The sequence below is a fragment of the Rhizobium sp. BK650 genome (assembly GCF_014195325.1).
Taxonomy (GTDB): Bacteria; Pseudomonadota; Alphaproteobacteria; order Rhizobiales; family Rhizobiaceae; genus Rhizobium.
In genome coordinates this window covers 102,188-128,809 of the sequence record NZ_JACIBK010000004.1, presented here as the reverse complement: position 1 = coordinate 128,809, position 26,622 = coordinate 102,188, and the positions used below count along the sequence as shown (strand labels likewise).

At 60.7% G+C, this 26,622-nt stretch carries 25 protein-coding genes; 14 read left to right on the top strand and 11 right to left on the bottom strand.

The window, feature by feature from the left end; all coding sequences use genetic code 11:
• Positions 1-2 precede the first annotated feature (2 nt).
• Positions 3-1,505, top strand: coding sequence for an AMP nucleosidase (gene amn, locus FHX15_RS12420; protein WP_184397428.1), 1,503 nt, complete (start codon positions 3-5; stop codon positions 1,503-1,505).
• A gap of 78 nt (positions 1,506-1,583) precedes the next feature.
• Here the strand turns inward: amn and FHX15_RS12415 are convergent, their stop codons facing one another.
• Complete coding sequence (locus FHX15_RS12415; protein WP_184397426.1) at positions 1,584-1,748, bottom strand: hypothetical protein; 165 nt, start codon at positions 1,746-1,748, stop codon at positions 1,584-1,586.
• Between the two features lie 155 nt (positions 1,749-1,903).
• Between FHX15_RS12415 and FHX15_RS12410 the strand changes: the two genes are divergently transcribed.
• The 4 genes from FHX15_RS12410 to FHX15_RS12395 are packed head-to-tail and all read left to right on the top strand — an operon-like array spanning position 1,904 to position 4,234.
• A complete protein-coding gene (locus tag FHX15_RS12410) occupies positions 1,904-2,254 on the top strand; it encodes a YciI family protein (RefSeq protein ID WP_184397424.1) in 351 nt (116 codons plus the stop codon).
• Positions 2,255-2,266: 12 nt separating this feature from the next.
• Entirely contained in the window at positions 2,267-2,626 is a 360-nt protein-coding gene (locus tag FHX15_RS12405) for a YciI family protein (protein WP_184397422.1), read from the top strand.
• Between the two features lie 3 nt (positions 2,627-2,629).
• A complete protein-coding gene (locus tag FHX15_RS12400; RefSeq protein WP_184397420.1) occupies positions 2,630-2,989 on the top strand; it encodes a YciI family protein in 360 nt (119 codons plus the stop codon).
• A gap of 9 nt (positions 2,990-2,998) precedes the next feature.
• Entirely contained in the window at positions 2,999-4,234 is a 1,236-nt protein-coding gene (locus FHX15_RS12395) for an RNA polymerase sigma factor (RefSeq protein WP_184397418.1), read from the top strand.
• 5 nt (positions 4,235-4,239) lie between these two features.
• On the opposite strand, the gene FHX15_RS12390 is transcribed toward FHX15_RS12395, so the two are convergent.
• The gene (locus FHX15_RS12390) at positions 4,240-5,202 is read right to left on the bottom strand and encodes a lysylphosphatidylglycerol synthase domain-containing protein (protein ID WP_184397416.1); all 963 of its coding nucleotides are present in this window, start codon (positions 5,200-5,202) and stop codon (positions 4,240-4,242) included.
• 82 nt (positions 5,203-5,284) lie between these two features.
• Between FHX15_RS12390 and FHX15_RS12385 the strand changes: the two genes are divergently transcribed.
• Together FHX15_RS12385 and FHX15_RS12380 are read left to right on the top strand one after the other, a co-directional pair.
• Entirely contained in the window at positions 5,285-6,295 is a 1,011-nt protein-coding gene (locus FHX15_RS12385; protein ID WP_184397414.1) for a glycosyltransferase family 2 protein, read from the top strand.
• A 1-nt stretch (position 6,296) separates the two neighbouring features.
• Positions 6,297-7,799 (top strand): glycosyltransferase family 39 protein, encoded by a 1,503-nt coding sequence (locus FHX15_RS12380; RefSeq protein ID WP_184397413.1) that lies wholly within the window; start codon positions 6,297-6,299, stop codon positions 7,797-7,799.
• 29 nt (positions 7,800-7,828) lie between these two features.
• On the opposite strand, the gene FHX15_RS12375 is transcribed toward FHX15_RS12380, so the two are convergent.
• On the bottom strand, positions 7,829-8,743 hold the full coding sequence (locus FHX15_RS12375; protein WP_184397411.1) for a phosphotriesterase: 915 nt from the start codon (positions 8,741-8,743) through the stop codon (positions 7,829-7,831).
• A 105-nt stretch (positions 8,744-8,848) separates the two neighbouring features.
• Positions 8,849-10,216, bottom strand: coding sequence for an aspartate aminotransferase family protein (locus FHX15_RS12370; protein ID WP_184397409.1), 1,368 nt, complete (start codon positions 10,214-10,216; stop codon positions 8,849-8,851).
• Positions 10,217-10,291: 75 nt separating this feature from the next.
• On the opposite strand from FHX15_RS12370, the gene FHX15_RS12365 reads away from it, so the two are divergent.
• On the top strand, positions 10,292-11,638 hold the full coding sequence (locus tag FHX15_RS12365; RefSeq protein WP_184397407.1) for a glutamine synthetase family protein: 1,347 nt from the start codon (positions 10,292-10,294) through the stop codon (positions 11,636-11,638).
• 175 nt (positions 11,639-11,813) lie between these two features.
• Positions 11,814-13,592 carry a diguanylate cyclase gene (locus tag FHX15_RS12360; RefSeq protein ID WP_184397405.1) on the top strand — a complete coding sequence of 593 codons (1,779 nt, stop codon included), beginning with the start codon at positions 11,814-11,816 and terminating at the stop codon, positions 13,590-13,592.
• Positions 13,593-13,595: 3 nt separating this feature from the next.
• Here FHX15_RS12360 and FHX15_RS12355 read toward each other — a convergent pair whose 3' ends face one another.
• Positions 13,596-14,540, bottom strand: a complete 945-nt coding sequence (locus FHX15_RS12355) for a diacylglycerol kinase family protein (RefSeq protein WP_184397403.1) — start codon at positions 14,538-14,540, stop codon at positions 13,596-13,598.
• A gap of 301 nt (positions 14,541-14,841) precedes the next feature.
• Between FHX15_RS12355 and FHX15_RS12350 the strand changes: the two genes are divergently transcribed.
• Complete coding sequence (locus tag FHX15_RS12350) at positions 14,842-16,074, top strand: MFS transporter (RefSeq protein ID WP_184397401.1); 1,233 nt, start codon at positions 14,842-14,844, stop codon at positions 16,072-16,074.
• Here the strand turns inward: FHX15_RS12350 and FHX15_RS12345 are convergent.
• On the bottom strand, positions 16,042-16,443 hold the full coding sequence (locus FHX15_RS12345) for a helix-turn-helix domain-containing protein (protein WP_184397399.1): 402 nt from the start codon (positions 16,441-16,443) through the stop codon (positions 16,042-16,044). The two genes, FHX15_RS12350 and FHX15_RS12345, sit on opposite strands and share 33 nt — an antisense overlap.
• Positions 16,444-16,547: 104 nt before the next feature.
• Here FHX15_RS12345 and FHX15_RS12340 point away from each other — a divergent pair, with 104 nt between their 5' ends.
• A complete protein-coding gene (locus tag FHX15_RS12340; RefSeq protein ID WP_184397397.1) occupies positions 16,548-17,561 on the top strand; it encodes a zinc-binding alcohol dehydrogenase family protein in 1,014 nt (337 codons plus the stop codon).
• 315 nt (positions 17,562-17,876) lie between these two features.
• Positions 17,877-19,250 carry a magnesium transporter gene (gene mgtE / locus FHX15_RS12335; RefSeq protein ID WP_184397395.1) on the top strand — a complete coding sequence of 458 codons (1,374 nt, stop codon included), beginning with the start codon at positions 17,877-17,879 and terminating at the stop codon, positions 19,248-19,250.
• Positions 19,251-19,361: 111 nt separating this feature from the next.
• On the opposite strand, the gene FHX15_RS12330 is transcribed toward mgtE, so the two are convergent.
• The gene (locus tag FHX15_RS12330; protein ID WP_409527010.1) at positions 19,362-19,883 is read right to left on the bottom strand and encodes an Lrp/AsnC family transcriptional regulator; all 522 of its coding nucleotides are present in this window, start codon (positions 19,881-19,883) and stop codon (positions 19,362-19,364) included.
• A 97-nt stretch (positions 19,884-19,980) separates the two neighbouring features.
• On the opposite strand from FHX15_RS12330, the gene FHX15_RS12325 reads away from it, so the two are divergent.
• Positions 19,981-20,886, top strand: a complete 906-nt coding sequence (locus tag FHX15_RS12325) for a DMT family transporter (RefSeq protein ID WP_184397393.1) — start codon at positions 19,981-19,983, stop codon at positions 20,884-20,886.
• Positions 20,887-20,962: 76 nt separating this feature from the next.
• Here FHX15_RS12325 and FHX15_RS31550 read toward each other — a convergent pair whose 3' ends face one another.
• From FHX15_RS31550 to FHX15_RS12315, 3 genes are all read right to left on the bottom strand, one after another.
• Entirely contained in the window at positions 20,963-21,193 is a 231-nt protein-coding gene (locus FHX15_RS31550) for a DUF6719 family protein (RefSeq protein WP_312861819.1), read from the bottom strand.
• Between the two features lie 206 nt (positions 21,194-21,399).
• Complete coding sequence (locus FHX15_RS12320; RefSeq protein WP_184397391.1) at positions 21,400-22,020, bottom strand: L,D-transpeptidase; 621 nt, start codon at positions 22,018-22,020, stop codon at positions 21,400-21,402.
• Between the two features lie 737 nt (positions 22,021-22,757).
• Positions 22,758-24,422: an electron transfer flavoprotein-ubiquinone oxidoreductase gene (locus FHX15_RS12315; protein WP_184397388.1), complete on the bottom strand. Its 1,665-nt coding sequence runs from the start codon at positions 24,420-24,422 to the stop codon at positions 22,758-22,760.
• A 254-nt stretch (positions 24,423-24,676) separates the two neighbouring features.
• Between FHX15_RS12315 and FHX15_RS12310 the strand changes: the two genes are divergently transcribed.
• Positions 24,677-25,465, top strand: a complete 789-nt coding sequence (locus FHX15_RS12310; RefSeq protein ID WP_184397386.1) for an SDR family oxidoreductase — start codon at positions 24,677-24,679, stop codon at positions 25,463-25,465.
• Positions 25,466-25,471: 6 nt separating this feature from the next.
• On the opposite strand, the gene FHX15_RS12305 is transcribed toward FHX15_RS12310, so the two are convergent.
• On the bottom strand, positions 25,472-26,353 hold the full coding sequence (locus FHX15_RS12305; protein ID WP_184397384.1) for a phosphotransferase family protein: 882 nt from the start codon (positions 26,351-26,353) through the stop codon (positions 25,472-25,474).
• Positions 26,354-26,622: the final 269 nt, after the last annotated feature.

Sequence of the window (26,622 nt, the reverse complement as noted above, 5' to 3'; positions counted from 1 at the left end):
TCATGAGCAAACGAATCTATCCGCTATCCGCTTTCGACATTTCGTCCCCTCCCCCTTTCGAGCCGCAAGCATTCGACGATCCGGCAAAAGCCGTCGAAGCTTTGACCGCTCTCTACGAGCGCAACACCTCGTTCCTGATCGAGAGCTTCACGAAGCTCGCGCAAGGAGCGCCAGTCACCTCCCGCTACCGCGCCTTCTATCCGCAGGTCAGCATCGAGACGACGAGCTTCGGCCATGTCGACTCCCGCCTCTCCTACGGCCATGTGACGGCACCGGGCGTCTATACGACGACGGTGACGCGGCCGAAGCTCTTCAAGCATTACCTTAAGGAGCAGCTTTCGCTGCTGATGAAGAGCCACAATGTGCCTGTCATCGTCTCGGAATCCCCAACGCCGATCCCGCTGCATTTCGCATTCGGCGAAGGTGCGCATGTGGAAGCATCGGCTGCGGCTTTCGTCGATATCCCGTTGCGCGATCTCTTCGATACGCCCGACCTGAACACCACGGACGACGAAATCGCCAACGGCGAATACCTGCCGCCTCCGGGCGAGCCCTCGCCGCTTGCGCCCTTCACCGCGCAGCGCATCGACTATTCGCTGGCCCGCCTGTCGCACTACACGGCGACGGGCGCAGAGCACTTCCAGAACTTCGTGCTGTTTACGAACTACCAGTTCTATATCGACGAGTTCTGCGCCTGGGCGCGCAAGCTGATGGCTGACGGCGGCGAAGGCTATACGGCCTTCGTGGAGCCCGGCAACATCGTCACGCTGGCAGGATCGAGCGTCCCGGAAACGGATGCCGTGCTTACCCGCCTGCCGCAGATGCCGGCCTATCACCTGAAGAAAAAGGGCCATGCCGGGATCACGATGATCAATATCGGCGTCGGCCCGTCAAACGCCAAGACGATCACCGACCACGTGGCCGTGCTTCGCCCGCATGCCTGGCTGATGCTCGGCCATTGCGCCGGACTGCGCAATAGCCAGCGGCTCGGCGACTATGTTCTGGCGCATGCCTATATGCGCGAAGACCATGTGCTTGATGACGACCTGCCGGTCTGGGTGCCGATCCCGGCACTCGCCGAAGTGCAGGTGGCGCTCGAAGCGGCCGTTGCCGAGATCACCGGTTATGAGGGATTCGAGCTGAAACGCATCATGCGCACCGGCACGGTCGGCACGATCGATAACCGCAACTGGGAACTGCGCGATCAGGCAGGCCCGGTCAAGCGACTGTCGCAGGCTCGCGCCATCGCGCTCGACATGGAATCGGCAACGATCGCCGCCAACGGCTTCCGCTTCCGCGTGCCCTACGGAACGCTGCTCTGCGTGTCCGACAAGCCACTGCACGGCGAACTGAAGCTGCCGGGCATGGCGACTGCCTTCTACCGCACGCAGGTGAACCAGCACCTGCAGATCGGCATAAGAGCAATCCAGAAGCTTGCCGCCATGCCGCCGGAAGCGCTGCATTCACGCAAGCTGCGCAGCTTCTTCGAGACGGCATTCCAGTAAGATATCAGGCCAGTAAGATATCAGGCCAGTAAGATATCAGGCGCAGCCCGTCTCGTTGGCCGGGCTGCCCTTTTGCGGTCAGTTTGCGGCAATCTGCAGCGCCTCGACAAGGCCGGCAAACGCAGCCAGCGCAATCACCGTCCTGACCAGCACCTTTATCACCTCGGCATTCTCAAGCGGCGGCATCTTGCTTACGCCGCGCGTGACGATCAGGTGTGCTATTCCGAATTCAAGCATGCTCATTGCTCCATCTCCTCGATGTTGTCGATGGAGCTTTGTCGAATGCTGCCGCGACCTTTCGACATTCAGGCCAGCCAAAAGATTTTTTTCTTCCCTGTCGAAAAGCGCCTAGCCTGTTCGTCCAAAGGCTGTGAAAAACACAACGCGGAGGGTGAGGCATGAAATATCTTTGCCAGGTTTGGATGGACGGTTCGATCTTCTCGAGCATGTCCGACGAGGAGCAGAAAAAGCTCGATCGAGATTCGCTCGCCTATGACCGCGATCTCGCCGACAGCGGTCATATGATCGTTGCCGAGGCGCTGCAGTCCCCGCAATCGGCGGTCACTGTCAGGGTGCGCGGCGGCGAGATGTCGGTGACCGATGGCCCCTTCATCGAGACGAAGGAAGCGCTCGGGGGGTTCATCCTGATCGAAGCCAAGGATCTCAACGATGCGATCCGGGTTGCGGCCGGCATTCCGCTGGCAAAGCTCGGCGCGATCGAGGTTCGCCCCATCCATGAATTCGGCTGAGGAGGTCATGCCATGAAATTTCTGGGTCAGGTCTGGTTCGATACCGAAAAGAGCAGCAAAGTCCCGCAGGAGGAGTGGGACGCGGTCACGCAGGAGTGCATCGTCAGCGACGATCACTGGCGCGACAGCGGCCATTTGCTCACTGCGCTCGCACTTTACGAGCCGGAGCAGGCCGTAACGCTCCGCGTTCGCAGCGGTGCTGTCGCCGCAACAGACGGTCCCTTCGCCGAAATTAAGGAGCATCTCGGCGGCTTCGTGGTGATCGAGGCGAAGGATATGGCGGAGGCGCAGTCGATCTTTTCGACATTCCCGATCCTCAAATATGCATGGATCGAAATCCGGCCGGCCTATTCGATCAAGGATGGGAGGTAAGCCATGCGCTTCGTCTGCCTCATCTATAATTCCGCCGATACGGATGGCACGCTCACACAGGCCGAGACCAATGAGATTGTGAAGGCGCATTTTCAGTTCGACGAAGAGCTTCGCAGCAAGGGTATCCTGATCCACGCCGATGCGCTGGAAGGACCCGACAGAGCTTCGGTGCTACGGGTGCGCGACGGGACGCTTTCCGCGACGGATGGTCCCTATGTCGAGACCAAGGAACATCTGGCGGGCCTCTACGTCATCGAAGCAACCGATCTGGCGGCGGCGCGCAGGATCGTCGCGCGCATTCCCTGCGCCCGCGTCGGCGCGATCGAATTGCGCCCGGTGCGACTGCTCGCTCTTCCGCAGTGAGGCTTGCCGTTGGAACAGGCAATCGAGGAACTTTACCGGCAGCATTCGCGCCGGATATTGGCAACGCTGATCCGACTGCTCGGGGATTTCGACCGGGCGGAGGAAGCGCTGCACGACGCTTTTGCGGCGGCGGCGCGGACATGGCCGATCGATGGCATGCCCAACAATCCCGTTGCCTGGCTGGTTTCGACCGGCCGCTTCAAGGCGATCGATCATCTCAGGCGGCGGGCACGCTTCAACGCCTCGCTGCAGCATATCGAAGACGGGCTTTACCCTGGTGGCACGGAAACGGAAATCGGCGACATGGAACCGATCGAGGACGACATGCTGCGGCTGATCTTCATCTGCTGCCATCCGGCCCTTGCCGCCGATGCGCAGATGGCGATGGCTCTGCGCGAGGTCTGCGGACTGACGACGGAAGAAATCGCCCATGCCTTTCTGGTGCCGGCGCCAACCGTCGCTCAGCGCATCGTTCGCGCCAAGAACCGGATCAAAACGGAGAAAATCCCCTATGAAGTGCCTGTAGGAGCGGAGCTACCCGAAAGGCTCGACCGGGTCCTGCATGTCATCTACCTCGTCTTCAACGAAGGCTATTCGGCATCCTCGGGCAATAGGATCGTGCGCGCCGACCTGACGGCGGAGGCAATCCGGCTGGCCCGGCTTCTCGCGGCCCTGCTGCCGCACCCGGATGTCGCGGGGCTTCTGTCGCTGCTCTTGCTGCAGGAATCGCGTCGCGCCGCCCGGCAGAATGGTGACGGGGCGCTGGTTCTGCTTGCCGATCAGGATCGCACCAGCTGGGACCGCAGCAAGATATCCGAGGGTCTGTCGCTGCTGGCGAGCGCCATGCGCACGCCCGAGATCGGCATCTATACGGTGCAAGCGGCTATCGCCGCCGAGCATGCGAAGACCGGCAGCATAGAGGAAACGGACTGGCGGCGGATCGCCTATTATTACGATCTGTTGGTTGCCGCCCATCCCTCCGATATCGCCGAGCTCAATCGCGCGGTCGCAATCGCCATGGCCGAAGGGCCGGAAAAGGGGCTTGCCCTTGTCGATGCCATCATCGCCAAGGGTCAGCTTTCGACCTATCACCTCGCCCACTCGGCACGGGCGGATTTCCTGCGCCGGCTTGGACGCAGGATCGAAGCGATCGAAGCATACGAGACGGCGCTGACATTCTGCCGGCAGGAGCCGGAACGGGTTTTCCTGCGCAAGCGCATATCGGAACTGACGGCTTCGCCTTGAAACGCTCAGGCCTTGCGGCGGCGGCCGAGCGGCAATGAGATCGCGGTACCTGTCAGGGCAGAGACGATAATGAGCAAGTGGGCGTTGACGCTCGCCTGCGCCAACAGGTCCAGCGCCGAGCGTTCGCTTGATGCGCCGAAGGCGATCGCTCCGGCAGTTATCCCCGCGGGGTATGTGCCGACGCCGCCGGGTGCATGGACCGGCAGAACCGAGGAAAGCTCGCCACCAAGCGCGCCGCCGAAGCTCGCGGCGATCGGCATGACGCCCATCAAGCCGAGCGCCCAGGCGATTACCAGCACCTTCACCAGCCAGTTGACGATTGTCATCGCCCAAGCGCGGCTGAAGGCTAAGGCATCGAAAGGCAGTCCATTCTCGATTTCATGAAGCAGCGCCTGCGCCTTCCGCGGCAGAAGTTTTGCACCGAGGCGCAGCAGCGGCTTGCGGGCAGCAAAGGCGAAGACCGGCAGGAACAGAAAGACGATCCAGACAAGCCACGCAAGAGCTGCGTTGGGAGCGGACACCGCAAAGCCGAGGCCGGCGGCGGCCAGCAGCGCATGCAGGTCGAGCAGGCGCATGACCAGCAGGGCAGAGGCGCCCCGCGTCAGCGGGATGCCGAATTCCGTCCGCATCAGCACGGGAAAGCTGGTCTCGCCGGCCCGGAAGGGCAGCATGATATTCAAGAGGTTATGAATCTGCGTGACACGGAAGAGCGCAGCAAACCGACCCGCCGTCTCCCGTGGAAAGTAATCGTAGATGCGCCATGTCCGCAGAAAATAGGTGCTGGTCAGGAGGATCAGTGCGCCGATGATTGGCCGTGGTCCAACCGCGGCCCATTGTTTCAGTATCACCGACCAGCCCCAGAACCATTCGATGAAAAGCGCATAGGCTGCGACGATTGCGACCGTCAGCAGGGTCATACGATTGCGCAGAAACCAGGATTGCCCGCTTTCAACACTCGGGGTCTTCATGTATCAGGCTTCCTAAGTTTGGCTGCGGCGGCTGGTTTTCCACGGGATCGTCCGTTGCCGGGCCTTTTAGGAGAAATGAAACTTGCAGACAACGGTAGAGTCCATTCGCGGTGCGAATGATCAGGTGCAACCGCTCGAACTGTCGCTGGTCGTCCCTGTCTTCAACGAGGAAGAAAGCATCGGCCCGCTCGTCGAGCGCATTGTCGCGGCCATGGCCGACTATCAGCATCGCTGGGAACTGATCCTCGTCGACGACGGCAGCACGGACGCAACGCTCGTCAATGCCCGCAAGTTCGTCGACCGCGGAGGGCTGACATTGCGCATCGTCGAGCTGCAACGCAATTTCGGCCAGACAGCCGCCATGCAGGCCGGCATCGATACGGCGCAGGGCCGGCTGATCGCCACGATGGACGGCGACCTGCAGAACGACCCGAAGGACATTCCCGCGATGGTCGCGGAGCTGGAACGGCGCGAGCTCGACCTGCTGGTCGGCTGGCGCAAGAACCGCCAGGACGGGCTGCTTCTGCGCAAGATTCCCTCCTGGTGCGCAAACTACCTGATCGGCCGCATCACCGGCGTCAAGCTGCACGATTACGGCTGCAGCCTGAAGATCTACCGCGCCTCGATCATCAAGCAGGTGAAGCTGATGGGCGAGATGCACCGCTTCATCCCCGCCTGGGTCGCCGGCGTGGTGCCGAGCTCGCGCATCGGCGAAATGGTCGTCACCCACCATGCGCGCCAGCACGGCACGTCGAAATACGGCATTTCACGCACTTTCCGTGTGATCCTCGACCTGCTGTCGGTCATGTTCTTCATGCGCTATAAGGCACGTCCGGGGCATTTCTTCGGCTCGCTCGGCCTCGGCCTCGGGGCTCTTGCAGTGCTGATCCTCATCTATCTCGGCTTCGACAAGTTCATCATGGGCAATGATATCGGCACCCGACCGATGCTGATGGTCGGCGTCGTGCTGCTGCTCTCGTCGGTGCAGATGATCACGACGGGCATCCTGGCGGAGATGATCGCGCGCACTTACTATCGCGACGACGCCTCGCCGAATTATATCGTGCGCCAGATCTTCTCTCGAGAAAGCTGACGTGCAGAGCCTTATCAGCCGCCGGCCGCATCTGATCCTGGCGGTGCTCGGAACCTATTTTCTGCTCCACCTGATCGTCCGGCTCAGCATTCCCAATGCACTGGAGCTGGACGAGGCGGAGCAGATATTGCTCTCGCAGTGGTTCGCCTTCGGCTACAATTCGCAGCCGCCCTTCTATAATTGGGTGCAGTACGGCGTGACATCGCTCTTCGGCGTGTCGCTGTTTTCGCTGTCGTTCCTCAAATGCACCATGCTGTTCCTCTCCTATGTCTTCTACTGGCTGACGGCGCGGCTGACGTTGAGGAACAGCAGCCTGGTGGTGATGGCAACGCTCGGCCTGCTCACCGTGCCGCAGGTCGTCTTTGAGGCGCAGCGGGATCTCACCCATTCGGTGGCGACGATCTTTGCTGGTTCGCTGTTCCTCTACGGCTTTTTCCGCACGCTGAAGACGCCGTCGGCCATCTCCTATGCCATCGTCGGCATTGCGACCGGCATCGGCATCATATCGAAGTATAATTTCGCGCTTCTTCCGGCCGCGGCACTCGTCGCCGCGCTGATCGATACCGATTTCCGCAAGCGCTTGTTCGACTGGCGGTTGATCCTGACCATCGTGATCTCGATCGCCATCGTCATGCCGCACGCAATCTGGTTCCTCCAGCATCTCGACCTTGCCCTCGACCGCACGCTTCACAAGATGATGACGGGGGAGGAGGCGACCGGCTTCTTGTCGCAGGTTTCCACCGGCTTTCTTCGCTTCCTTATTGCGATTATCGGCATCGCCGGCGTCTCCGTCGTCATCTTTCTAGTGCTCTTTGCCAAATCGCTGCCGGCAATGTGGCGGGCCTCCAGCCGCTGGTCGAGAGTTTCAGGGCGTATCTTGCTGATCGAAATCGGTGCGATTGCGCTGATGATCCTGCTTGCCGGCGTCGACAATGTCGCCGACCGCTGGCTGACGCCGCTCCTCCTCATCCTGCCGCTCTATATCTGCATGAAGGCCGAGAGCGCCGAGGTCGATACTGCAGCACCCTTGCGCGCATCGCTGGCGGTGAGCTGCGTGATCATGGGCGTCGTGCTCGCCGTGCTCGCCATGCGCGCCTATTACGGCCCGCTCTTCGGCAAGTATCAGCGGCTGAACATCCCCTATGCCAGCTTCGCCGAGACGATCCGCAAGGACATCGGCGGCGAGCCCGGGCTGATCGTCGGTTACGACCCGCATCTCGACGGCAACATGCGGCTGCAGATGCCCGGCACCCCGGTGCAGTCCTATTTCTACCCGGACTTCAAGCCGAAGTTCCAGCTGGACGCGAAACATCCCGTCGTCTTCGTCTGGCGCGACGACAAGGGCAAAACGCCACCGGCCTGGCCGGACTACTATTTCAAGGATGTCATAGCGCAAAACAACTTGAAGCAGCCGGAGACGCATGTCGTCACCCTGCCCTATATCTATGGCCAGCCGGGTGACACCTATCAGTTCGCCTACGCGGTGGCTTATCCCGAGATGTGAACTTTCAGGAGGCTCCTGAAAGCTCATATTTAGCGTGCGAATGCGTCGAAAGGATTGACCTCCGTCAGTTGGCGCACCGTGTCCCTGCTCGCGCCCGCGATCTGAAGCATTGGCAGCAGGCTGTCGACAAGGTGCGTATAAGGCCTCGGCGTTCCGCCACCCGGTTGCGCCGGATCATACCAGCCGAGGTCGTGGCTTATCAAAAGTCGGTTGCCCAATCCCGCTTCGAGGGCGCCCATTATCAGCGCGACCACTTCTTCATCAGGTGCCCTGCCGACATGGTCGTATTCGATCCACGCGCCGCGTTCCACCAGCGCATTGTGAAGCTGGAAGTCCTTTTCCTCCTGGGTATGGATGGATATGAAGCGCTCGGCTGAGCAACCCTCTGACTGAAGGATGTCCAGCTGGTCCATCACGACCCTTCCCCGGATCGTGTGCGACCCGATGACCGCATCGGTTCGAATGGATGCTCTTGCGGCTGCCCGCAGGATGCGGGCCTCCAGTGGCGTAATGCCATCGTCGCCGGCGCTCAGTTTTATCCATCCGGCAAGCACGCCGGTATCTTCGATGCCCTCGGTAAGCTCGGCCACCATCCATTGTTCGAGATCGACCTCGCTGGCTTCTGCTACCCAGCTGGGTATCCATGGCTCGCGATAGTTGCCGGTCGGCACGACGATCGGAAAGTTGGCGGCCTTGGATACGGCAAGATCAATATCTGCACGTCTTCCAACGCCGCCTGTCGTGCATTCGACGAGCAGTGAAATGCCTTGTCTTTTGATTGCATCTATCTGTGGGACCATCAGCGCCACGACATCGTCTACATCAGCTTCGGCATAGCCGGGCCGGTCAGGGGTTCGCAGATCGACAAACACATGCTCGTGCGGAAGGATCATGCCGAGTTCTTCGCGGCGTTTGGGTCCCAGAGTGGTGTAAATCTGCTTCATTAGTCGAGACTCCCCCAAATGACCGACGTTCAATGACAATGCGAGTGACGTCCTGACTCGACATCGCTGAGCAGCGACGGCAGGGCAGCCGCCGTCGCATCGTCGCTAGCCATGCAGTTCCTTCCAGGCCGCGTCCAGTGCGATCTTGGCTATGCGCGCCATCTCGTCCACTTGCTCATGGCGGATGATAAGCGGCGGCGAGGCCAGCATACGGTCGCCGGTGGCGCGCAGCACGAGGCCGTTTGCGAGGGCGTGATTGCGCACCAATGCGCCGATCGGATCGGGTTTCTCGAAGCGGGTGCGGGTCTTTTTGTCAGCGGCGAGTTGCAGACCGCCCATCAGGCCGATGCTTTGCGCCTCGCCGACGAAATCATGCTCGGCAAGCGCGGCCCACTTCTTCGCGAAATAGGGACCGATATCGTCGCGCACGCGCTCGACCAGCTTCTCTTCCTCGATGATGCGCAGGTTTTCAAGCGCTGCGGCAGCGCAGACCGGGTGGCCGGAATAGGTGAAGCCGTGGTTGAAATCGCCGACCTCGTTGATCAGCACGTCGGCAATGCGATCACTGACGAGAACGCCGCCGATCGGCAGGTAGCCTGATGACAGACCCTTGGCAATCGGAGCAAAATCCGGTTCGACGCCGAAATATTGATGGCCGAACCATTCGCCAAGGCGGCCGAAGCCGCAGATGACCTCGTCGGTCACCAGCAGTATGTTGCGCGCCTTGCAGATGCGGTCGATCTCCGGCCAGTAGGTCTCCGGCGGGATGATGACGCCGGCCGCTCCCTGGATCGGTTCGGCGACGAAGGCCGCGACATTCTCTTCGCCCAGTTCATCGATCTTGGCGTCGAGCTCGCGAGCAACCTTCAGGCCGAATTCGGCGGGTGTGAGATCGCCGCCCTCGCCATACCAGTAGGGCTGGCCGATATGGACGATGCCTGATATCGGCAGATCGCCCTGCTCGTGCATATATTTCATGCCGCCAAGGCTGGCGCCGGCAACCGTCGAGCCGTGATAGCCGTTGCGCCGCGCAATCACCATTTTCTTAGAGGGTTTGCCGGCGGCTGCCCAATAGACGCGAGCCATGCGGAACCAGGTGTCGTTCGCTTCCGACCCGGAACCGGTGAAGAAGATATGGTTGAAGCGCGGGCCGGCCTTGGACGTCACCTTTTCTGCGAGCAGCGTGGCTGGCGGCGAAGTCGTGCCGAAGAAGGTGTTGTAATAAGGAAGCTCATTCATCTGGCGCGCCACGGCATCGGCAATTTCCCTGCGGCCATAGCCGATATTGACACACCAGAGGCCGGCGAAGCCATCGAGATACCTTCTGCCGTGACTATCGAAAATATGGACGCCCTCGCCGCGCTGGATGATGCGTGTGCCGTCGGCGTTCAGCTTCTTCATGTCGGAGAAGGGATGCAAATGGTGGGCGGCATCGATCGCAGCAAGATTGGACAGCGGGTAAGTATCGGACATGATTAGACCTTCGGATTGAAAGGCTTTCGGTGATGGTTTACGACCTTGGCCTTCTGCGAGAGGATTTTCAAGGTCATGGCGAGCAAGGGGAATGAGGCTGAAGCGGGCGATCCGCGTTTCGAGATCCTGGTTGTCGGCATGAATGGCGATCTGCGCGGCAAGCAACTGCCGCTCTCGGCCGAAAAGAAGGTCTGGGCCAGCGATATTCGCCTGCCGACCTCGACGCAGTCGCTCGATATCTGGGGCGACGACAATGACGATATCACAGGCGTGTCGCTAACGATCGGCGACCCCGACGGCATTCTCATTCCCGACAGGCGCAGCTTGACCCCGATGCCATGGGCGCCCGAAGGTTCCATGCAGGTGCTTGCCACCATGCATGAATTCGACGGCAGCCGCAGCTTCATGGATCCGCGCGGCATTCTCGCCTCCGTTCTCGAACGCTATGCCGAGCGCGGGCTGACGCCTGTCGTAGCGACGGAACTGGAATTCTATGTGATCGAGGAAAACTGGCGTCAGACGGGCATGCCCTCCCCGCCCGCAAGCTTGACCTATCGCGGCGATCCGAACGGCTTCCAGCTCTATGACATGCGCGCCGTCGATGCGCTTGACGACTACCTGCAGACGGTGCGCGCCTATGCCAAGGCGATGAACCTGCCGGCGGAAGCGACGACGGCGGAATTCGGTCCCGGCCAGTTCGAAGTGAACCTGCTGCACCGGCCCGATGCACTGGCCGCAGCCGACGATTGCCTATACCTGAAGCGTATCGCCGAGCAGGCGGCGCGCAAGCACAGGCTGAAATCAACCTGCATGGCCAAACCCTATTCGGATCATGCCGGCTCAGGGCTGCATGTGCATGCGAGCATCGTCGACAGTCACGGCAATAATATCCTCGACGCCAAAGGAGGCGAACCGACGCTTCTGAAATCGGTGACGGCAGGCATGCTGCAGACCATGCAGGAGGCGCAACTCATCTTTGCGCCCTTCGCCAATTCCTATCGCCGTTTCCAGCCGGGATCCTTTGCCCCCACCGACCTGACCTGGGGCAACGGGCATCGCGGCACGGCGATCCGGATTCCTGACAGCAACGGGCCTGCGGCGCGCATCGAGCACCGCGTGGCGGGTGCCGATGCCAACCCCTATCTGCTGCTGGCGGCCATCCTTGGCGGCATGCTGCTCGGCCTCGACGGCGATCTCGATCCCGGCGAGGAAACGACGCCCGGCCATACCTCACCGAGCGCGAAACGGCTCACGCATGATTTCCTGACGGCGGTGGAAACCTTCCGGCAATCGGCCTTTATCGCCGATATTTTCGGCAAGGGTTATCGCAAGCTTTATGGCGACACGAAGTATAAAGAGGCAATCGCGCATCTGCGCACGGTATCGGATTTCGATTACCGCACATATCTCGCGCGTCTCTAAACCTTCGTGGTTAATATAACTCGCTAGATAACAGCCATTTAGACCCTTTTCTTAACCCTGTTGGCATTATCGCCGGCCTATACTCAAACTCGGTAATATATGCCTGATATCGGCATGTTCAGCGAGCGGCAACGGAGCCGGCGCGGATAACGGGACAGGGAAAGGGATCGGTTTGATGAACCGCATCACTCTTGAAGGAAAGCTGCTGTTTGCAACCGTTATCGTCGCCTTTCTCACCCTGGTTCTGACAGCAAGCGCCCTCATACCAACCTATGCAAGCTACCGTTCGACCCACGATAACCTGCTTGCCGTGGAGCGCTTCCGCCAGGTCCTGGAGGCTGCCACCCGCATGTCCGCGGAACGCGGCCCAGCCAATGACGTCATGGCGATCGAGCCGGGCAGCGATGCCCTGGCGATGGAGCGGCTAACGAACTTCCGGCGCATCAGCGATCTCGCGCTCGAGGCTCTCGACGAGCCGATTGCGGTCGAAATTTCCTCCTCCTCGCCCGACCTGCAGAAGGCGCTCGCCGATACAAGGGACCAGCTTCGCAAAGCCCGAGGGGCCGTGGACCGGGTTGCCGTAACGCCGCTTGCCGAACGCCGGCCGGAGGACGTCCAGGCCGCGATCGGGGAAATGATCGAGGTGATCGATACCTTCCAGGCCGTCGTCGACTGGCACGTGGAGGCTTTCACGAGCGGGCGGCCGGAGCTGACAGCACCGTTCCTGACGGGGCGGATGATCAGCGACATGCGCGAATATGGCGGCCGGGCCGCCTCCCAGATCATGGGGCCGATCGCCACGCGTCAGCCGCTGCGCGACAGCCATGTTACCGATGCCAGCCGCACCATCGGCCGGCTTCTGGAATTGCGTACGCTGATGCAGGGCCAGAAGGTCATCACCGATCACGATGCGTTGTCTGCTGACCTCATGGAGGATGTCGATACGATCTTTTTCAGGTCCGGCCTCAACCTCGTGAATATCCTCATCGAACAGGGCAAGATTTCCGGCGATTATTCGATCTCCGCCGTCGATCTGACGCGCGATTATGTTCCGACGCTGCGGCCGCTCGAACGGCTGCGCACGCTCTTCCTCGACGATGTGGTGAAGCGCTATCGAGCCCAGCATGATGCAGCCTCCTATCGGCTGTCGGTCATCGCTGTGATCACGGCTTCGGCTCTCGCAGTGCTGTTTATGCTTTTCCGCTCCATCCGCCTCCATATGCTCGATCCGCTGCTGACGGCGCGCCGGCAGATCATCGCACTTGCCGAGGGCGGCGGCATAACCAACCTCGAGACGATCTCCAAGGCGCCGGAGATGCGCAGCCTGTTCGAAGCGCTGGAACTGCTGGGCGGCAAGCTCGACGAGCGGGCCGAATACGAGGCCCGCTTGAAGATGCAGGCCGAAAAGGACGGGCTGACCGGCGTCTGGAATCGCCGGGCGCTGGAAGGCTTCGGCAAAGCGCCTTCGGAGCGCGAGGAAGATGTCTGCCTGATGCTGATCGATATCGACCACTTCAAGACGGTCAACGACACCTATGGTCATCTGACGGGCGATGCCGTGCTCATCGAAATCGCGGCGCTTCTGCAGAGCGCGATGCGGCCGGGCGACATCGTTGCGCGCTATGGCGGCGAGGAGTTCGCTGTTCTCGTTCCCACATCGGATCTTGCGAACACCATGGATTTTGCGGAAGAACTTCGCAGCCGCATTCAGGCGCATGTCATCCGTGATGCCGAAACCGGTATAGATCTCTCCATTACCGTCAGCATCGGCGTCGCCTCCAGCCGGGGCGGCGCAGATGGCTGGCGCCCACTCGTCGCATCGGCCGATGAGGCTCTCTACTGCGCCAAGAAGAAGGGGCGTAATCGCATCTGTGTTTTCGGCGGCGAGGCGGACTGGGATATTACCGCAAGCGCTCTCATTCCTTTCAGGGCGAGGCGCGCAGCTTCGCTCTGAGCTTCAGGCGGCCGGCTCGCGCCGCTCTCCCTCGCCTTCCTGAGCAGCCAATCCCTGCTTGACCAGTACCTTTAGTTCGCCCGGATGGAGCTTCACCGTGACATCGCGCTCGAGCGGCAGAAGTTCCCCGTCTATGACGCAGTTCGCCTTAGCGCGCAGCTTCGGAAAATGCAGATAGACTTCGGCCGGATGCATGACCATGACCGCATCGTTTTCACGGAACTTGCCGCGCAGCATGTCGATCGCCAACCGTGCGACACCGAGCGGCTTCAGCGGCTTTGCCGTATAAAAGCCGAGTTCGCCGCTGCGCAGATTGTCGGCATAGAGCAAAGCGTTTTCGCCGAAGGGGTTGTTGGAGACCGATATCGCCGAGACGCGTCTTGTCTCCCTCATGCCGGCCGCCTCGAAGGAGACCTCGAATTCCGGCGGGTTGAAGACGACGCCGAAGGCGGCGCGGGTACTGGCCCGCATCTTTCCGAGACGGGAGCGGTAGCTGTAGGAATTGCGGTAGCGCACCATACGCGCGTGCATGCCGGCAGAGAACTGGTGGATGAAGGGCCGGCCGTTGGCGCTGGCGATATCGACATTGTCGAGTTCGCCGAAAGCCAGCACGTCGAGCGCCTGCCAGATATCGAGCGGCACTTTCAGCGACCGAGCAAAGAGGTTCATCGTGCCAGCCGGCACGACGCCCAGCGCCACGCCGTTTTTCCAGGCAATCGAAGCGGCTGCCGAAATGGTGCCGTCACCGCCGCCGGCAACGATACCGTCGATGTCGTCGCGCCTTGCCGCCCGCTCCATAGCGGGAACGATCTCGCTGCCGGAGAAGACGATAGCCTCGAAATCATGCCCGGCGTCGCGGAAGACCTCCTCAGCCCGCTTCTCGTAAGCCTGCATGTCCGTCGTTCTGAAGGTACCGCCGTCGCGATTGAAAAAGCCGACGAGCTTCATGAGGTGCCTGTTCCTGTCCTCGCTGTCCTGTCTTCAAGAGATGGTCGAAACACCTGCGATTTCAAGCGCGATGGTTTTCTCGGTCACATCGACGAAACGCAAATATTGCAATGGACGTATGCAGATAGCAGGACGCTGCACTGCAAAAAAAGCGCTCGACACCTTGAGCTTCTCATTCGATAGATTGGACGATGGAGATGATATCTCCGCCTCCCGCCATTTCTGCCCACCTGATGTAAATGACGCTCCTGCGCCTTACGCCAGAGGCCGTCGATAAGCACAAATCCTCCGAGGATCGCCCGTGAGCCAGGTTGCCGTCAATGATTCCGTCGATGAGCCTATCGATTCTGGGCCGGAGGCAGAGCTTCCCTCGGCCATGACCGTCGCGCTGGTGCAGTTGGCGCTTGCCGCTGGCGGTTTCGGCATCGGCACCGGCGAGTTCGCCATCATGGGCCTGCTCCCTGAGGTGGCGGATACTTTCTCGGTCACGACCCCGCAGGCGGGCTATGTCATCAGTTCCTATGCGCTCGGCGTCGTTATCGGCGCACCCGTGATTGCGGTGCTGGCAGCCAAGATGACGCGGCGCATGCTGCTGCTCTGCCTCATGCTGCTCTTTGCAGTGGGCAATATCCTGAGCGCCGTCGCGCCGACCTTCGAGAGTTTTACGGTGCTGCGCTTCATCACCGGGCTGCCACATGGCGCCTATTTCGGCGTGGCAGCACTCGTCGCCGCGTCCATGGTGCCGGTGCATCGCCGCGCTCGGGCCGTCGGCCGCGTCATGCTTGGTCTCACGGTCGCGACCCTGCTCGGCACGCCGCTGACGACCTTTTTCGGCCAGGCGCTCGACTGGCAGGTGGCCTTCCTCACCGTTGGCATGATTGGCCTGGTAACGGTCGCGCTCATCTGGTTCTACGTGCCGCATGACAAGGTTGCCGAAGGGGCGAGCGCACTGCGCGAACTCGCCGCTTTCCGCCGTCCGCAGATCCTGCTGACGCTTGGCATAGCGGCAGTCGGTTATGGCGGCATGTTTGCCATGTTCAGCTATATCGCCTCGACGACGACGCAGGTGGCCATGCTGCCGGAAACGGCCGTTGCGCTTATGCTCGTGCTTTTCGGCGTCGGCATGAATGCCGGCAATGTCATCGGCTCGTGGCTTGCCGACAAGTCGTTGCTCGGCACGATCGGCGGTTCGCTGGTCTATAATATCGTCGTGCTGACGATGTTTTCGCTGACCGCCGCCAACCCGTACATGCTCGGGCTTTGCGTCTTCCTCGTCGGCTGCGGTTTTGCCGCCGGCCCGGCGCTGCAAACGCGCCTGATGGATGTCGCAGCAGATGCGCAGACGCTGGCGGCCGCCTCCAATCACTCAGCCTTCAACATCGCCAACGCGCTCGGCGCATGGCTCGGCGGCCTCGTTATTGCGGCTGGCTATGGCTTTGCTGCGACCGGCTATGTCGGCGCCGTCCTGTCTTTCCTCGGCCTGTTCGTTTTCGCGGCGTCGCTACGCCTGGAGCTCCGCAGCCGGAGCGCCTAAGGCTTTTGCGATACGCAGTTCGCGGCCTTCCGGGCTGCAGAAGACGAATTCGTCACCCCAGGCGGCGAGCGCCCGGATGACAGGCTTCAGCGTGGAACCGAGCGGTGTCAGCGCATATTCAACGCGCGGCGGTACGACCGGGTAAACTGTTCGTGAGATCAGGCCGGAATCTTCGAGTTCGCGCAGCTGCTTGGTCAGCATGCGCTGGGTGATGGCAGGCAAATGGCGTCTCAGTTCGTTGAAGCGCAACGTCCTGTCCATCAAGTGGAAAAGGATCACTCCCTTCCACTTTCCGTCGAGATAAGTCAGCGTCGCCTCAACCGGGCAACCGGGAAAATTCGTGACCAGTTTGGCGCGCGGGCGTGACATTTACAGTATCCTTTTTGGTACTACGTACAGAATTTGTGCATTCTTGCGTTGCCGGAACATAGGTCGCATCTAGCTCTCGTACAACAGATACAGGAGTTACCAAGATGCGCGCCGTCGCTTACAAGACCCCGCAGCCGATCGCTGCCGAAACCTCACTGATCGATGTCGAACTGCCGACCCCCGAGGCCAGGGGGCACGATCTCCTCATCGAGATCAAGGCGGTCTCCGTCAATCCGGTCGACGTGAAGGTCCGCGCCAGCATGGCGCCACCGGCCGACGAACTGAGGGTTCTGGGCTTCGATGCTGCCGGCATCGTCAGGGCCGTCGGCTCCGATGTCTCGCTGTTCAAGCCGGGCGACGAGGTCTTCTATTCCGGCGTCATCAACCGTCCTGGCTCGAACGCAGAATTCCAGCTCGTCGACGAGCGCATTGTCGGCCGCAAACCCAAAAGCCTGGATTTCGCAGCGGCGGCCGCCCTGCCGCTGACGTCGATCACCGCCTATGAAGCGCTGTTCGACCGGCTGCGTGTCACCGATCCTGTGCCGGGCGCTGCCCCTGCCCTTCTCATCATCGGGGGTGCGGGCGGCGTCGGCTCGATCGCCATTCAGATCGCCCGGGCGCTGACGGACCTGACGGTCATTGCCACGGCCTCGCGCCCGGAAACGCAAGCCTGGGTGAAAGAACTCGGCGCCCATCACGTCATCGACCACTCGCAGCCGATCGCACCGCAGGTCGAAGCGCTCGGCATCGGCGCACCGGGCTTCATCTTCTCCACGACGAATACTGACAAACACGTCGCCGACATCGTCGAGGCGCTGGCCCCGCAGGGCCGTTTCGCACTGATCGACGATCCCAGGACGTTCGATATCGTGCCCTTCAAACGCAAGGCGGTTTCGGTTCACTGGGAGCTGATGTTTACCCGCCCGCTCTTCGGCACGCCTGACATGATCGAGCAGCACAAGCTCCTGAATCGGATTTCCGAACTGGTCGATGCCGGCAAAATCCGCACGACGCTGTCGGAAACTGTCGGCACGATCAATGCCGCAAACCTGAAAAAGGCGCATGCGATGGTCGAAAGCGGCAAGATGAAGGGCAAGGCGGTTCTCGCCGGTTTCTGAGGTTTTCGAGAGCGAAAACCTGCCTCTTCCGGCCTTCGAAATATTGCGTAAACGATGCTGACTTATAATGCCGCGCCGAGGGTGCGGCATTCTGGCGTTAAACATTTAATCAGCTTGACTTTTTCCGCATTCGGGACCACCTAGTGTGACACGTGCATGACATATGTCGCGCACGGATATCAATGGAGCCATCATCAAGATGCCAAGCGACAGTAGCAGTCGATTGCCTTTGCCGTACGCGGCCGTCGCGCGCTGACCTGATGCTCCAGGCTCGCCCGCTCGGACGCTACGGCGGATCGACGGAAAGGCGAGCCAATGAATATTAACCGCTTCCCTCTGCGGGCCGGCTATGCCGCTCGTGCCTTCATGAATAACAACCGTGTTGCGACCATCGCCGAGCGCGTGGAATCGCTGAACGGGCTTGCCCCGGCAGAAGCCGGCCGCATCCTTTCGCGGATGCCGCAGGACTATGCCGTCAATATTCTCGACCGCCCTGAGCTGCGCAACGCACCAGCCATTCTGGCGCTGATGGACAGCACGGATTCGGCCCGCCTGCTGCATGGCATGTCCAACGACCGTGTCGCCGACGTCCTGTTGGAACTCGATGTCGAGGATCGCGTGCGGCTGTTCTCCAGCCTGGAAGAACCGGTGCGCGTCGCCATTCAGCATCTGATGGGCTATCCGCCGCGCACGGCCGGCAGCATCATGACGACGGAATTCGTCAGCGTGCCCGACGACTGGACCGTCGCCCAGACGCTGGACCATGTGCGGCAGGTCGAACGCTCCCGCGAGACCGTCTATGCCATATATGTGCTGGACCATAATTCCGGCGCGCTGCTGCATGTGGTGACGTTGCGCCGCCTCATCACCGGCGAGCCCGATGCCTCCATCCTATCAGTCGCACAGAAGGGCACTCCGGTTTCGGCCAATGCGCTGATGAAGCAGGAAGATGTCGCACGGCTGATCCGTAAGCACGACTTACTGGCGCTGCCTGTTGTCGACGATCACGGCATGGTGCTCGGCATCGTCACCGTCGATGACGTCATCGACACGATGATTGCGGACACGACTGAGGCCGCCCAGAAATTCGGCGGCATGGAGGCGCTTGGCCGGCCTTATATGAAAATCGGCTTCGGCGGGATGATCCGCAAGCGGGCCGGCTGGCTTTGCGCCCTCTTCCTCGGCGAAATGCTGACGGCCAGCGCCATGCAGCATTTCGAAGGCGAGCTGGAAAAGGCCGTCGTTCTGACGCTCTTCATTCCGCTGATCATGAGCTCCGGCGGCAATTCCGGTTCGCAGGCGACCTCGCTCATCATCCGGGCGCTCGCCGTTGGGGAACTGAAGCTGACCGACTGGTGGCGGGTGCTGCTGCGCGAACTGCCGACGGGCATTGTGCTTGGCGCCATTCTCGGGCTTGTCGGCCTCCTGCGCGTGATCTTCTGGCAGACGGCCGGGCTCTATGACTACGGCCCGCACTGGCAGCTGGTCGGCCTGACGGTGTTTGCGGCCCTGGTCGGTATCGTCACCTTCGGCTCCATGTCGGGTTCGATGCTGCCCTTCCTGTTACAGAAGCTGCGGCTCGATCCGGCAACGGCATCGGCTCCCTTCGTCGCCACGCTGGTCGACGTTACCGGGCTAGTCATCTACTTCTCGGTGGCGCTACTCATCCTCAGCGGGACGCTGCTCTAGATTCGGCTTCAGATTTCAGGCCGCCGGCCTGAGATCATCCGCATTCAGATGCTGTTTCACGCGATTCCCAACCCAAAACCGCTACGCGCGCCCCCTTATGCAGGATGAGCGTCAATTGCGCTCGGGCAGCTTCAGCGGCCCATGTGTCTTGATACTGCGAATGGCGAAATTCGAGCGGATATCGGTGACATTCGGGAGCGTCAGCAACGTCTCCGTCAGCAGACGCTCATAGGCAGAGAGATCTTCAACCACGACTTCGGCCAGGAAGTCTGCTGTGCCTGAAATCAGGAAGCAGGAGACGATTTCGGGGATGGCGAGCAGGGCCGCCTGTTGGGCCTCGGAATTTTCCCGGCTGTGATGGGCGACCTTGAATTCGACGAAGACGGTGAGGCCAAGCCCCACCTCCTTGCGATCAATGTCGGCCGTATAACGGCGGATGACGCCGAGCTTCTCGAGATTGCGGATGCGGCGCAGGCAGGGTGACGGCGAGAGGTTCACCTTCTCGGCGATTTCGACATTGGTGGCGCGCGCATCCTCCTGCAGGCATTTCAGGATGGCAATATCGAATTTATCCAGATTTGGCATAATTGCGAAATCCATCGTCATAAATTGGCAGATCATTGCGCATATCATGTTTTTCGAGCCATAGATAGCAAGGACATGCCTCGACCTCTGGCGCTAATGTTCTTTCCAGCCGGACGACATCCGGAACAGAGGAAAGGACAGAACGATGAGCACGATCGCATTTTCCAATGAGAAGTCGCCTTCGCAGGGATTGGGTTATGCCGCCGGCACCGTGACGGTGCTGATCTGGTCGACATGGTTTCTGGCGACGCGCCACAGTGCGGCAACGCCCCTCGGCCCGATCGATATCGGTCTTATCCGCTTCGGCATCCCGGCCCTCGTTCTCTCACCTATCTGGCTGCGCACCGGGCTGGTGCCGAAGGGGCTGCCGCTGCATCTGCTGGCGATCATGGTCGCCGGCTGCGGTGCGATCTTCTTCCTGGTGACGACGCTTGCCATTCATTCCACACCGGCCGCCTCATCAGGCATACTGCTCGGCGGCTCGATGCCGCTCGCCACCGCCCTGATCGGCGTTTTGCTCTTCGGCGAACGGCCGGATGCCACGCGGATCGCCGGGCTGATGGCGATCGTCGCCGGTGTAGTGATCCTGCTGGTGCGCAGCCTTGCCGATGCTTCCCTGCCCTGGACGAGCTTCGTGATGCTGCCGGCCGGTGCCATGCTCTGGGCGAGCTATACCCACGCCTTCCGCCGCTCGGGCCTGACGGCCATTCAGGCGAGCGCGCTGATTGCCGTCTGGTCCTTCCTGATCATGGCAGTACTGGCGCTGGTCTTTGGCATCTCACTGCCGCAAGCCCCGCTTCCGGAAGTTGGCCTGCAGGTGCTGAGCCAGGGCATTCTTTCCGGCCTCGTCGCCATGGTCGCCTATGGTACGGCTGTCCGCACCCTCGGCGGAACGCAGGCTGCGGCCTTCACAGCCCTGACGCCGGTTCTCGCCACCCTCGGCGGCGGCCTCCTGCTCGGCGAGCCGACGGGTCTTGCCGAAATCAGCGCCGCCATGATCACCGGCATCGGCGTAGCGCTCTCGACCGGCATTGCCGCCAAGCGCCGCTAATCGTTTCGACTAACGGAAGCCGCCGACAGACATCAGCTGCGGCGGCTTTCGCGAGACCAGTGCATCTCCGTTTTGTTCAGTCCAAATGAACGCAGGATTTTTTGAGTTCGTTCGACTTCTGTTTATGCGCGAATTTGGCAATCTGCCCTCCAGGACAGTGACCGTCATTAAACAGCACCGCCTGCCCCGCCGGCAGTGACTGAAGCGTGGGCCTTTGTGTAACGGTCTTGATAGCCGCCAGTGCAGGTAGAGCACCGGCGAGCATAGATACTACCACGACAGACGTTATCAAGCTTATACTACGCATAGCGGTCCTCCCTACATGAATAGACCGCAACAGACTGAGCGCACTTGCGCCACCCGTCAATTCACTTCTGTCGGCGACATTTTTCTTGTTTCGTCACGGCATCTCGTTGCTTTGCTACGCAGCAACAAAAGCACACAACACTGAGGATAGAGGCGGTCCGGATAAGGTGAAGCCCCAGGTGGCTGGATCGAGTCTGGGACGAGGGTTCAAGCTGTCGCCTGGATGACCACGACCTTAGCGCCGACCTCGACACGATTATAGAGGTCGATCACGTCGTGGTTCATCATGCGGATGCAGCCGCTCGACATGGCGAGACCGATCGATTGTGGCTGGTTGGTGCCGTGGATGCGGAAATGCGTGTCGTTGCCGCCGCGATAGAGATACATGGCGCGCGCACCGAGCGGATTGTTCGGGCCGCCCGGCAAGCCGGCGGCGAGCTTGCGATAACGCTCCTCGCGGCGCTGCATGTTTTCCGTCGGCGTCCAGCTCGGCCATTCCGCCTTGCGGCCGATATAGGCGTTGCCGGCAAAGGCGAGGCCTTCGCGGCCGACGCCAACGCCGTAACGCATCGCCCTGCCCTCATCGAGGACGTAGTAAGCGCGCCGCGCCGGCGTATCGATAATGATCGTTCCCGGCGCATGGCCGCCCTCGTAGGCGACTTCGGTGCGGCGAAGCTCCGGCTTGATCTGATCGATCGGCACCTGCCTCAGCGGAAATTTCTCATCCGGAAGTGCGGCGTAATTCGTCTGGCTGTTCAGAGTGGTCGACGAGCAACCGGCAACGAAAAGGGGCAGAGCGATCAGGAAGCCCCGGCGCGAGATCGTCATGAACGTGTCCTTAGTGCGTCAAGAAGATGTCGCAAGCTAAGGAGATTATGGTTAATGAAACGCTAAACACGATAACGCGGCATTAAAGGTGCCAAGGCTTTATTGGCTGCCGCATTGAGAAGCCAATCATTTGATGCCTTCTTTGATACATCAGCAGGCCGCAATGAATCTAGCTGAAAAATCCTATAGTATCAATGGCTTGTAGCAGACTACCGCCGTCACAGAGGCGATCTTCCCGTCAAACCGCTCGCAAAAGGTCATCATCCTGCACAACGAAATTTTGAAGCGCGCCGCACAGGGCGTCTTGCCAAGCGCTCAAAGCTGACGTTCCGAAAGTAGTGCTCCAGTCAAAGGCCGTCTCGCCGCGATCTAATAGCACAGCGTGCGCAACATCCCTTCGAAATTCGGCTTGGACTTGCAGCTCTCCGCCTTCGGCCGATGCGCTTCCGGACGGGTTTGAGCCGGCACCGATTGGGATGCTGGGGGAGATTGTGTCGAACATGCCGAACAGGCAATCGCAATCACCGGCACGAGCAAGAAAAGTCTCATCTCTTATCCTCCGAGAAAAGGCCGGTAGCCCAAAGCAGAGGTACAGGTGCCACGCTTCCCCCGTCCATCCGCCATTCGAGCGGGCCTAACAATTCCGAGACTTCACGCATGGTCAAACCGAGCTTCAGCAGCCCTAACTCTCCTGTCCGAACCCTGTCCAATTTGCGATGGTGAGGGACCATCTCAGGTCACATGTTCGGATAGACCGGCCCCTCGCCACCCTGCGGCGGCACCCAGTTGATGTTCTGGTTGGGGTCCTTGATGTCGCAGGTCTTGCAGTGGACGCAGTTCTGAGCGTTGATGACGAAGGTCTGTTCGCCGTCTTTCTCCACCCATTCATAGACCCCTGCCGGACAGTAGCGCGTCGAGGGACCGGCATAAATGCCGAGTTCGGAGGATTTCTGCAGCGCCATGTCTTTGACCTGCAGATGGACCGGCTGATCTTCCTCGTGGTTGGTGTTGGACAGGAAGACGGAGGACAGGCGGTCGAAGGTCAGCACGCCGTCCGGCTTCGGATAGTCGATCTTCTTGTGCTGTGACGCCGGCTCTAGCGAGGCGGCGTCGGTCTTGCCGTGGCCAAGCGTGCCGAAAAAAGAGAAGCCGAAGAGCTGGTTGGTCCACATGTCGAGACCACCGAGTGCGACGCCGAGGGCCGTGCCGAATTTCGACCAGAGCGGCTTGACGTTGCGCACCCGCTTCAGGTCCTTGCCGATATCGCTCTTGCGCCAGTCGTTTTCGATCTCGACCACCTCGTCATTGGCGCGGCCCGATGCGATCGCCTGGGCGATACGGTCGGCGGCCATCATGCCCGAGAGCACGGCATTGTGGCTGCCCTTGATGCGCGGCACGTTGACGAAGCCCGCGGAACAGCCGATCAGGGCGCCGCCAGGGAAGGAAAGCTTCGGTACCGACTGGTATCCACCTTCAGTGATGGCGCGGGCGCCATAGGAAAGGCGCTTGCCACCCTCGAAAGTGCCACGGATTGCCGGGTGGGTTTTGAAGCGCTGGAATTCCTCGAAAGGATAGAGATAGGGATTCTTATAGTTGAGATGGACGACGAAGCCGACGGCGACGAGATTGTCTTCCAGGTGATAGAGGAAGGAGCCGCCACCGGTCGATAGGCCAAGCGGCCAGCCGAAGGAATGCTGCACCAGCCCCCGCTTGTGGTTCTCCGGCTTCACCTCCCAGAGTTCCTTGATGCCGATGCCGAACTTCTGCGGCTCGCGATCCTTTTGCAGGTCGAACTTGGCGATCAGCTGCTTGGCGAGCGAACCGCGCACGCCCTCTCCAACAAGCACATATTTGCCCATGAGAGCCATGCCGCGCGCATAGTTCGGGCCGGGCTCGCCGTTCTTCTCGATGCCCATATCGCCGGTCCCAACACCGATGACGGCGCCCTCGTCATTGTAGAGGACTTCCGTTGCGGCAAAGCCTGGATAGATCTCGACGCCGAGTTCTTCCGCCTTCGTCGCCAGCCAGCGACAGACGTTTCCGAGCGAGACGATGTAATTGCCGTGATTGTTCATCAGCGGCGGCATCATGATGTTCGGCAGGCGAATGGAGCCGGCGGGGCCGAGCAGCAGGAAGTGATCGTCCGTCACTTCGGTCTTGAAGGGATGGCCCTCCTCTTCGCGCCAACCCGGCAGCAGGCGGTCGATGCCGATGGGATCGACGACGGCGCCGGAGAGGATATGGGCGCCGACTTCGGCCCCCTTCTCCAGGACGACAACCGAAAGTTCCGGATTGATCTGTTTCAGGCGAATGGCGGCCGAGAGGCCGGCAGGACCGGCGCCGACGATCACCACGTCGAATTCCATGCTCTCGCGTTCCGGCAGCTCAGTCATTTCGGTCATCCATTCGTCTCCGCTCGGCCGTTTGAGGGCCGTTCATCCCCAATCAGGCTAACTCTCTTGTCAAAACCGGAAAACATTGTCGAGCCGGGAAGCGACAGGCGATCCTCCAATTCGCGCAATGACAGGTCTCTACACAAAAGATTATATAACGCTTACGTTAACGTCAATTATTGAAGCCAAGCAGGTTCACCTTCATCCTTTTCTTCCGCATGGCTTGCGCCCTATAGAAAGGGCAACAGAAAATGGAGGAAATCATGGATCTCGGCATCAAGGGAAAACGCGCACTCGTGCTGGCGTCCTCGCGCGGCCTCGGGCTCGGCATTGCCAAGGCCCTGGCACAGGAAGGCGCGAATGTTCTTCTCTGCGGACGCAGCGGCGAGCAGCTGGAAGCCAATTGCAAGGCGATCAACGCCGAAGGAAAAGGCAAGGCCGACTGGATCTGGGCCGATCTTTCCGATGATAATTTCGTCCAGACCGTCACGGCTGCCGTTCAGGAGAAGTTCGGCGGGCTCGATATTCTCGTCAACAATACCGGCGGCCCGACGCCGGGCACGACCGAGGACATGACGCCGGAAAAGCTCGAAACCTATTTCCTCTCGATGGTGGCGCGGGTCATCACGCTCACCAACGCGCTTCTGCCCGGCATGAAGGCACAGGGCTGGGGGCGCATCCTGACGGTCGCCTCATCGGGCGTGATCGAGCCGATCGCCAATCTGGCTCTGTCGAACACACTGCGCCCTGCGCTTGCCGGCTGGAGCAAGACGCTGGCATCGGAAGTGGCCGGCCATGGTGTGACCACCAACCTGCTGCTGCCCGGAAGCATTCTGACGGCACGTCTCGACGATCTCGACGGTGCGGCCGCCAAGCGGGCGGGCAAAAGTCTCGATGATATAAGGTCCGAGAAACAGGGGCGCATTCCGGTCGGCCGCTACGGCAGGGTCGAGGAATTCGCCGCAACGGCAGCCTTCCTCTGCAGCCAGCCGGCAAGCTATATCACCGGCTCGTTGATCCGCTGCGACGGAGGCGCGGCACGCTCCGTCTGACCGCCATCATCCAGCATAGGCGGTAGCAACGGCCCATGCCCCGAAACTGTCGATCTTTGCGCCGATAAAGGCGGGATCACCGGCAAGTTCGGCGAGTTCGGACAGGCGGTGAAAGCCCGTAAGGATAGTAATGCGCCTGCGGTCGAGCTTACGGCCGGTCAGCGTTTCATAGGCCGAGACGATACGCGCGGTCAGGTCTGGCGAGATGAAGTTCGAATAGATGAACTCCTGATGCAGCGGCCCGAAGCCTGAATCGGCGAAGTCATAGAGGCCGTTCAACTTGCCCGCGGCTTGGTCGAAAGCCATGTTCCAGCCGTGGCCGTCGAAAAATCCGAAGGTAATGCCGTAGGGATCGGGTGGCAGGGCCTGGTAGTCCCGGATGACGGTTTCGGCATAGCTTGCCAGCTCGGACGGCAGCAGCGGCAAGGCCTTATCCCTGACGGTATCGGGCGACTGCCAGGGCAAGATCGGCCCGGCGCCAAGCGCGCGCATACGGTCGTCGTCGAGATCATGCAGTTCGGCATAGAAGCGGGCGAGATCATCGCCGAGGCGCTGACGGGCATCTTCCGGCAGCGTCTCATAATCTTCCGTCAAGAGATGCTCCCCCTGCAGCTTGGCGTGGCTTGAAAACATCGGCGGGCCGTCGTGGATGCGCATGTCGGGAACCGCCATCGACACGGAGGGCCTGATGAGGCCGAGGAGCGCCGCCTCCCTCACCAGCGCCCTTTCGGCTCCGGGGGTGCGGGGAAACTTGAAGATCAGCCGGTCGTCGACATCGACAGCCAGCGAATCCCAGCCCTTCGTTGCGAGCTTGAAGACGGAGGCCGTCAGTTCGGGAAAAGTGTTTGTGATGAGAGAGCGAAATTCGCTGGCGTTCAACTCGGTCATGACTGCCTGCCTCTGCGTTTTCCGGGTACTACCCTGCGCAAGACCTGCAACGCGGACCAAATACTGTTTCGCCAATACAGCCTGCGCTGGCAGGTCTCCAAAGTGGATGACTCCGCCCACCCAGCTATATATTGGGGCCGTTTGAATATTACAGATTGTTCATTACGAAAATTTAAGCCGCTATAACTGCTTAGTGATCGTACCATGGGGTGACTATGTCTTTTTTGCGCCGCAAAATAGGCGGCTCAATCACCATTGAAATCACGCAA